We start from the raw sequence: 8,578 nt of genomic DNA, 5'->3' as shown, positions 1-8,578 counted from the left end.
TTCAGTATCAGTAGAATTAATTCACCCAATCGCGATTGAAACAGGATTAAGATTCTCAATCAGAGAAGGTGGAAGAACAGTAGCATCAGGAGTAGTTGCTGAAATAGCTGAATAATAAATTTAAAATTAACTTAACTGTAAATAAACAAATTGAGGAGGAATTATTTTGGATAATAAAATGAAAAGAATTTATCTTCAATCTTACGATAACAAGTTATTAGATCAAACTTCTGCTAAAATAGTAGAAGTGGTAAAGAAAAATGGTGCTAAAATTGCAGGACCAATGCCTTTACCAACTAAAACTAAAAAATATACAGTTTTAAGATCAGTACATGTTAATAAAGATTCAAGAGAACAATTTGAAATGAGAATACATAGAAGATTCATTGAAATCAAAGAATCAAGTAATGATATTTTAACAGCTTTAAGCTCAATAAGCTTACCAGCAGGTGTTTCAATAGAAATAAAGCAATAGTGCTTTGATACAAGTTGGTAGAGCCTAAGAGCTCTATCAACCAATATATTAAGGAGGAAAGAAATGATATTAGGTAAAAAAATTGGAATGACACAAATTTTTGAAAACGAAAAATTAATACCAGTTACTGTAATTGAAGCTGGACCAAATTTCGTAGTTCAAACTAAAACATTAGAAAAAGAAGGTTACACTTCAATAACATTAGCTTATGATGAAAAAAGAGAAAAATTAGTTAATAAACCAGAAATGGGTGTTTTCAAAAAAGCCGGAATCACAGCTAAAAAATTCTTAAAAGAGTTTAAAGTAGAATCAAGTGAAGATTTCACTTTAGGTCAAGAATTAAAAGTTGATGTATTAGAAGGTATTGAATTTGTTGATATTCAAGGAATCTCAAAAGGTAAAGGAACTGCAGGGGTTATGAAAAGACATAACTTTGGTGGAAACAGAGCTACACACGGGGTTTCAAGAAACCATAGACTTGGAGGATCAAATGCAGGAGGAGCTGCATCAAACTCAAACGTACCAAAAGGTAAAAGAATGGCTGGAAGATTAGGAAATGAAAATGTAACAGTTCAAAATCTTAAAGTTGTTAAATTCGATGTAGAAAATAACTTACTATTAGTTAAAGGTGCAGTACCAGGTCCTAAAAATGGTTATTTAGTTATCAAGAAATCAGTAAAAAAATACTAATATAGAGAGAGGAGGCAAAAATGTCAGATTTTAATTTAAAAGTATATAATTTAAATGGTGAAGAAAAAGGGACAGCAACTGTTAGTGCTGAAATCTTTGGATTAGAACCTAATAAATATGTAATGCATGAAGTATTAACAGCAGAACTTGCAGCATCACGTGCAGGAACTGCATCAACAAAAACAAGAGGAGAAGTATCTGGAGGAGGAAGAAAACCTTTCAGACAAAAAGGAACAGGACGTGCTAGACAAGGATCAACAAGAGCACCTCACATGGTAGGTGGAGGAGTTGTCCACGGACCTAAACCAAGAAATTATGAGAAAAAAGTTAACAAAAAAGTTAGAAAGTTAGCTTTAAAATCAGCATTAGCTGTTAGAATTCAAAATGGAGATGTAATTGTATTAGAAGACTATATGTTAGATACTCCTAAAACAAAAACATTTGTTAATTTTACAGAAAAAGTTAATATGGTAGAAGATAAAAAATTATTTATAGTTAACGATTATTTAGAAGATGCTGATTGGAATTTATACTTATCAGTTAGAAATATCGAAAAAACTGAAATATTAGACCCAAGAGAGTTATCAGTATATGCTTTATTAAAATACAATAAAGTAGTTATTACTAAAGAAGCTCTTGCAACTATCGAGGAGGTGCTTGGATAATGACAATTTTTGACGTAATCAAAAAACCTGTATTAAATACAGAAAAAGCAAGAATTTTATTAAATTCAAATGAATATGTATTTATAGTAGATAGAAGAGCTAATAAATTACAAATAAAAGAAGCGGTTGAAAAATTATTCAATGTTAAAGTTGCAAGTGTTAATACTATTAACATGAAACCAACAACAGCTATAGCTAGAATGACTGTTTACAAAACACCTGCTTACAAAAAAGCGATTGTTAAATTAGTAAATGGTGAAACAATTAAAGCATACGAAGTGTAATAAATAAGGGAAGAGGTTAGTTTTTACTAATCTTTTCTTTTTATATAATATATAAATAAGGAGGAAACATGAAATTTACAGATAAAACTTGTATAGTAACAGGTGGAGCAAATGGAATAGGATTAGAAACTGTAAAAGGTATGGTTTCTGGGGGAGCTAAAGTTATTATATTAGATATAAATGAAAGTGCAGCTCAAAAAGCCATTAAAGAATTAGGAGAAGATAAAGTATTTTTTCAATATTTAGATCTTTCAAAGCAAGATGATATTAGAAGAGTATTTAATGAATTAATTCAAAAATTTGGTAAAATAGATGTATTAGTTAACTGTGCTGGAATAATAAGTAGTAAAAAATTTGATGATTTAGATGATGCTGAGTTTAATAAGGTGGTAAGTATTAATCTAAATGCTAACTTCACAACAATTTCATCGATTTTTGAACATTTTAAAGAAAATGGTGGTGGAAGAATAGTTAACGTATCTTCAGTTGCAGCAAAATTAGGTGGAGGACTTTTAGGGACAGCAGCATATGCTTCATCAAAAGCTGGATTAAACGGATTAACTAAAGCAGTAGCAAAAGAAGGAGGAAAATACGGTATAGCATGTAACTGTGTTTGTCCTTCATATACGGAAACTGAAATGACTAATGCTCTAAAAGAAGATAAAGAAAAAGAAAATAAAGTAATATCAATGATACCACTTGGAAGAAAGGCGCAACCAAGAGAAATTGCACAAATGATATTATTCTTTGCTTCTGATTTAGCAAGCTTTGTTACAGGAGAAATAGGAGATGTTGATGGGGGGATAACTTTAGATGGCTGATAAAAATTTAGATACAATATTTGGAAAATATTTTTCAAAAATACCTGGGAATATGATAGTTGTACCTTTAATTATAGGTACACTAATTAATAGTTTTTTTCCACAAATTTTACAAATAGGTTCATTTACAACAGCTATTGTAAAAGGTGTGGGTCCATTAGTTGGAGCATTTTTACTATTTTTAGGAGGGACAATTTCATTAAAATCTACTCCTAAATCAATAGTTAGAGGATTTGTTATTATTTTGACTAAAGTACTAGTTGCAGTTGTATTAGGATTAATAGTTGCAAAAGTATTTAATAATAATTTTTTAGGTTTAAGTGCTGTTGCTGTAATAGGAGCAATTTCTGTTGCAAATAATGCTTTATATGCTGGTATTACATCAGTTTATGGAAATGAAGTAGAAAGAGGAGCAGTTGCAATAACTTCATTAAGTGTTGGACCAACTGTAACGATGATAGCTTTAACTTCAGCAGGACTTGCAAGTATATCACCACTTGCAATTATTGGATCAATAGTACCGTTAATTTTAGGAATATTACTTGCAAATTATTCACCTTTTTTAAAACAATTATTTACTAAAGGATTAGGTGCAACTACTGTACTTGTAGGATTTGCACTAGGAGCAAATATGAGTTTATCACAAATATTTAAAGGTGGATTACCAGGAATATTATTAGGATTAATAGCAGTATTTGTTGTAGGTATAATTACTGTTACTATGGATAAATTAACAGGTGGAAGTGGAATTGCTGGTGCATCAATTTCTTCAGTTGCAGCAAGTGCAATAGCTAACCCTGAAGCTTTAGCAAAAGCAGATCCAAATTTAGCAGTATTTCAAGATGCTGCAACTGCTCAAATTGCAGCTGCTGTTATCATAACTGCATTATTAACACCAGTATTTACATCAATGATAAAAAAATATAATGAAAAGAGTAAATAGAACTTAATGGAAAAGATTTTAAAATTTAATGAAATAATAAATAATATAGTTTGGGGATGGCCAAGTCTATTTTTACTTGTAGGTATAGGGATACTATTAACTGTAAGATTAAAAATGATACAAATTTCAAAATTAAAATTAATATTATCTAATACTTTACTTAAAATGTTTACTAAAGATACGACATTAAAAGGTGAGATTACTGCATTTCAATCAGTTGCTACAGCCCTTGCTGCAACTGTTGGTACAGGAAATATTTCTGGAGTTGCAATAGCTATTGCAACTGGAGGACCAGGTGCAATATTTTGGATGTGGCTTTCTGCAATATTTGGAATGGCAACAAAATTTTCTGAAGTAGTACTAGCTATAGTATATAGAGAGAGAAAAAAAGAAGGTGGATATAATGGTGGACCGATGTACTATATTAAAAATGGGTTAAATTTACCATGGCTTGCCAAATTATTTGCTTTATTTACAGTGCTTGCATCTTTTGGTATAGGAAATATGACACAATCAAATTCTATTTCAAATGCAATACGTGCAAACTTTAATGTAGATCCTAAAATTACTAGTATAATAATAATGATTATAGCAGCAATAGTTCTTTTAGGGGGAATAGAAAGAATATCTAAAGTTAGTGAAGCTTTAGTTCCGTTTATGGCTCTTTTCTATATTATTGGATCATTAGTGGTATTAGTATTAAATTTCAAAGAAATACCTAATGCTTTCTATCAAATTTTTACTATGGGATTTAGTAAACAAGCTGCAATAGGTGGCTTTACAGGGGTAACTTTTAAACAAATAGTAAGACAGGGTATTGCAAGAGGTGTATTTACAAATGAAGCAGGTCTTGGTTCAGCACCTATAGCTCATGCTTCTGCAAAAACGGATCATCCAGTATTGCAAGGAATGTGGGGAGTATTTGAAGTATTTATGGATACTATAGTAATATGTACTTTAACCGCATTAGTTATAATAGTTACTAAGAGTTGGAATAGTGGATATAGTGGGTCTGAACTTACATCTTATGCATTCAATCAAGGATTTACGGGTGGTGGATATATAGTAGCTATAGGACTTACACTGTTTGCATTCTCAACTATACTTGGTTGGTCATTCTATGGTGAAAAAGCAGTAGTATTCCTTTTTGGAGAAAAATATATACTGTATTATAGACTTATATACATACCAATAATATTTATTGGAGGTATAGGAGGACTACAAGAAGTATGGGCAATTACAGATACCTTAAATGGTTTAATGGCAATACCAAACTTAATTGCAGTCTTTATGTTACAGTCTGTAGTTATTAAAATGGTAAAACACTATTTTAATAATCCAAATAAAGTTTTACATTTAGAAGATTATAAAGGAATAATAAAGGAAAAATCTTAAGATAAAATGAAGATAAAAAATATTTATACTTAATTAGTAATAATTCCTTTTAAATTTATATAATATATATTAGATATTTTCATGTTTCACTAACAATATATCAAATGAATTTAAGTAGATATAAAATTTAAAAATAAAAAAGTGATTAAATATGAAATATTAAAATATAAAAGAAAGGAGATGTATAACGTAGTTTAATAACGAACTATATTATATAAGAAAAAAATGAAAAAAATATTGTATTTTTATCTCTTTTTTTCTTTTTTTTCTTTTTCAAACAATGAGTATGAAATCAATGAATTAAATAAGGGGTTAGAAAGAGCATTTCAAAATATTGAAGTAATGAAAGAAGTGTTAACAGGGTTAGTTAATTCTGAAAGTAATCAAATAATTGAAATTAATGAACTAAAAGAAAAAATAGAAAATTTAAATAATCAGTTAAAAGAATATAAAGAAATACAGAAAAAAATAAATAATTTAGAAAATATAATTATTCAAAATTTAGAAAAAAATAAAGAAAATATAATTAAGGAAAAAAATAAAATAGAAGAGGAATCAATTTTTGAAAAAAAATATAAAACAAAAATATTAATTATAGATGGTTTTGGGTTTAAAAGTGCAAAACTATCATATGAAAATAAAAATAAAATATTAGATTTTTTTACAAAAATATCTAATGATAAAATAGAGAAAATTGAAATTTTAGGATATGCAGATAATCAAGGAGTAGAATGGTATAATCAATCAATATCTAAAATTCGTGCAAAATTTGTTTATGAATTTATAATTCAAAATTTAAAAATAAATAAAGAATTAATAAGTTATGAGGGTCGTTCAACTGAAAATATAGATATTTCAAATTTAAAAAATAGAAGAGTAGAAATAAAAGTTTTCTATATCTAAGTATGTGTAATAAACAATATTTTAATAAATTTTTCTAAATTAAAATAGTAAGTATCAAAAAAGATTTAATAGACTATCATAAACTTTTTGGGATGTTAAAGAATTGAAAATTTTTCTAGGATAATTATTCATAAAATTTTCAATAGCTTTGACATCTTTTTTTATTAAATAATTCATAGATATTTCTTTAGGAATAAATATTCTTATAAACTTATTATTATTTTTATTACTTCCTCTTTCATTAGAACAATAGGGATATGTAAAATATCAATCAACACCTAAATTAGTTATTTTCATTACATTAGAAAATTTTGTTCCATTATCTGATGTTATTGATTTTATTATATTTTCATTTGTTTTTGAAGAAAGTAGAAAAACAATATTAACTCTAGTTTTTCTTTCAGATAGAATCATTATTGATTTTTCAGAACTTTCTCTAAGTCCAACTACACTATCTATTTCCCAATGACCCATTTTTTTCTGTTATCTATACTTTCAATTCCTTTATTTATACTTAATGCATCATATCTAGTAACAGTTTTTTTATGACTCTTAATACCTTTGTTCTTATATATTATAGTATTATTCTCTTTCTTGTATCCATAACTTTCAAAAAAACATTATTTATGTAATTGTAAAGTGTTTGAACAGTACAATTTATATTTTACTTCTCACTTAATTTAATGACGATAGGAGAAGGTGTATTTTTTATTTTAATAATTTAACAATATCCTTAATTAAATCTTCGTTATTTTCAATTTTAAGCTCAATTTTCTTCTTATTATTACCTAGAGTAAGATGTGTCCTTAGAGTATACTAAAATATTATTATACATTGTATCTAATTACTTTATTCTTCCTCTTTTTATTGTTTTTATAAATTTTCCTAAAATAATAACTATATTCTTTATATACAGACATTAAAAAACTTTTTATTTTCTTTTATTGTATTATTAGTCATGGGTATACAGTTCCTTTCAATGAATTTGGTCGTTTATGATTGTACTGTATATCCACTTTTTTTCAAGTTATTTTTGGACACTTACTATTTTGATTTAGGGTTATTAATTGATTTATATATTTTTATTGACAAAAATATATAAATATGTTAAACTATATAAGTACAAAAATAGAAATTTTATAATAAAAAATGAAAGGAGATATATAATAATATTTATTATATAAAAATGATGGAGAAAAAATTATTAAAGGCGATGTTTTTTTTACTAACGGTAAATATAATTTATGGAACCCCAGCATCTCAATATGTTGATATAACAAGTGTTACAGGGATAACTACAACAAATACTAAATCATCAGGTGCAGGAGCAATGGCGATTGGGCCAGCATCAGAAGCACATGGACCTAATTCAATTGCAATAGGAAATGGTGCAAAAACAGAATTTTTTCCAGAAGGAAATCATGAAAAAATTGTAGCTTTTGGAAGAACAAAAGATAAATTAAGTGGAGGAATAGCTATAGGAAATAAAACGCATGCACGTGTTGGAACTATAGATATAGGGCATAGAGATATAACAGGAGCAATTGGAGATTGGAATGCACAAGGTAGTAAGTCAGATTTACTTGATAGAATTTCAACGACAACAGTAGGAGATAATTCAATAAATAGAGGAAATTTTTCATCAATATTTGGAGCATATAACATAATATCTAAAAGACCTAGGGTTAATGGTAAAGGGATTTTAGGATTTATTAGTAATTCCACTGCAGCAACGCAAGGGTTAGGTTCAGTAATTACAGGTACGTTAAATTCTATTGAAGGCAATGAACAAAAATTAAACTATGCAGGGTTAGCTTCAATAGTATCTGGTACTGCAAATAAAATAAGTAAAAGTAATGGGGTTGCTATTATAGGAGTAGGTAATGAAGTTTCAAATTCATATTTAACTCCAAATTCTGAAAAATTATTTAATGCTTTTCTTACTGGTGGAGGAAGTAGTAATATAAAAGAATTTGCAGATACATTTAGAGAGTTTTCAAATGAAGTAGAATTAGGCTCTGTTGGGATAACTGGGGGTGCTAATAAAGTTGATTTTGCTCTGTTCTCAAATATAACTGGAGTTGGAAATAAATTAATTGGAAGTGGAGCAAGATTGAATTTAACATTAAATTCTAATAATACACAAGCAGCTTCAGATAAATTTAGTACTTTTAATAACATTTTAGGATATAAAAACACATTAGAAGATGTAAATCATTTAATTTTAATTGGATCAAGTAATAATGTTACAACAGCAACAAGTAATTTGGTTTTTGGAAATAACCATATATTAAAAGGAACAGCAGATGCAAAAGCAGAAGGAAATATAGTATTAGGATTTAATACAACAAAAGAAGAATCAAACTTTAAAGTATCTGGGAAAAATATAGTAGCAGTAGGAA

11 protein-coding genes are annotated in these 8,578 nt (G+C 27.7%); 10 read left to right on the top strand and 1 reads right to left on the bottom strand.

The annotated features are described in order from the left end of the window. From GM111_RS07750 to GM111_RS07710, 9 genes are all read left to right on the top strand, one after another. Positions 1-115, top strand: a 115-nt coding sequence (locus tag GM111_RS07750; RefSeq protein WP_156299820.1) for an EF-Tu C-terminal domain-related protein, incomplete at its 5' end; no start/stop codon positions are given. A 48-nt stretch (positions 116-163) separates the two neighbouring features. Continuing rightward, complete coding sequence (rpsJ, locus tag GM111_RS07745) at positions 164-475, top strand: 30S ribosomal protein S10 (protein ID WP_456243028.1); 312 nt, start codon at positions 164-166, stop codon at positions 473-475. Between the two features lie 63 nt (positions 476-538). Further along, a complete protein-coding gene (gene rplC, locus GM111_RS07740) occupies positions 539-1,165 on the top strand; it encodes a 50S ribosomal protein L3 (RefSeq protein ID WP_156300529.1) in 627 nt (208 codons plus the stop codon). A gap of 20 nt (positions 1,166-1,185) precedes the next feature. Continuing rightward, positions 1,186-1,830: a 50S ribosomal protein L4 gene (gene rplD / locus GM111_RS07735; protein ID WP_156300528.1), complete on the top strand. Its 645-nt coding sequence runs from the start codon at positions 1,186-1,188 to the stop codon at positions 1,828-1,830. Next, positions 1,830-2,114: a 50S ribosomal protein L23 gene (gene rplW, locus GM111_RS07730; RefSeq protein ID WP_156300527.1), complete on the top strand. Its 285-nt coding sequence runs from the start codon at positions 1,830-1,832 to the stop codon at positions 2,112-2,114. Before rplD ends, rplW begins: the two co-directional genes overlap by 1 nt. 68 nt (positions 2,115-2,182) lie before the next feature. Next, positions 2,183-2,935 (top strand): SDR family NAD(P)-dependent oxidoreductase, encoded by a 753-nt coding sequence (locus GM111_RS07725; RefSeq protein ID WP_156300526.1) that lies wholly within the window; start codon positions 2,183-2,185, stop codon positions 2,933-2,935. Beyond that, a complete protein-coding gene (locus GM111_RS07720; protein WP_156300525.1) occupies positions 2,928-3,878 on the top strand; it encodes a 2-keto-3-deoxygluconate permease in 951 nt (316 codons plus the stop codon). Before GM111_RS07725 ends, GM111_RS07720 begins: the two co-directional genes overlap by 8 nt. Positions 3,879-3,884: 6 nt before the next feature. Then, entirely contained in the window at positions 3,885-5,273 is a 1,389-nt protein-coding gene (locus GM111_RS07715; protein WP_156300524.1) for an alanine/glycine:cation symporter family protein, read from the top strand. Positions 5,274-5,498: 225 nt separating this feature from the next. Then, positions 5,499-6,176 (top strand): OmpA family protein, encoded by a 678-nt coding sequence (locus GM111_RS07710; RefSeq protein WP_156300523.1) that lies wholly within the window; start codon positions 5,499-5,501, stop codon positions 6,174-6,176. Between the two features lie 267 nt (positions 6,177-6,443). On the opposite strand, the gene GM111_RS07705 is transcribed toward GM111_RS07710, so the two are convergent. Beyond that, on the bottom strand, positions 6,444-6,650 hold the full coding sequence (locus GM111_RS07705) for a hypothetical protein (RefSeq protein WP_156300522.1): 207 nt from the start codon (positions 6,648-6,650) through the stop codon (positions 6,444-6,446). 715 nt (positions 6,651-7,365) lie between these two features. Between GM111_RS07705 and GM111_RS07700 the strand changes: the two genes are divergently transcribed. After that, positions 7,366-8,578, top strand: a 1,213-nt coding sequence (locus tag GM111_RS07700) for a left-handed beta-roll domain-containing protein (protein WP_197034535.1), incomplete at its 3' end; no start/stop codon positions are given.

It is taken from the genome of Streptobacillus canis (genome assembly GCF_009733925.1).
Taxonomy (GTDB): Bacteria; Fusobacteriota; Fusobacteriia; order Fusobacteriales; family Leptotrichiaceae; genus Streptobacillus; species Streptobacillus canis.
This window is presented reverse-complemented; position numbering and strand designations above follow the sequence as displayed.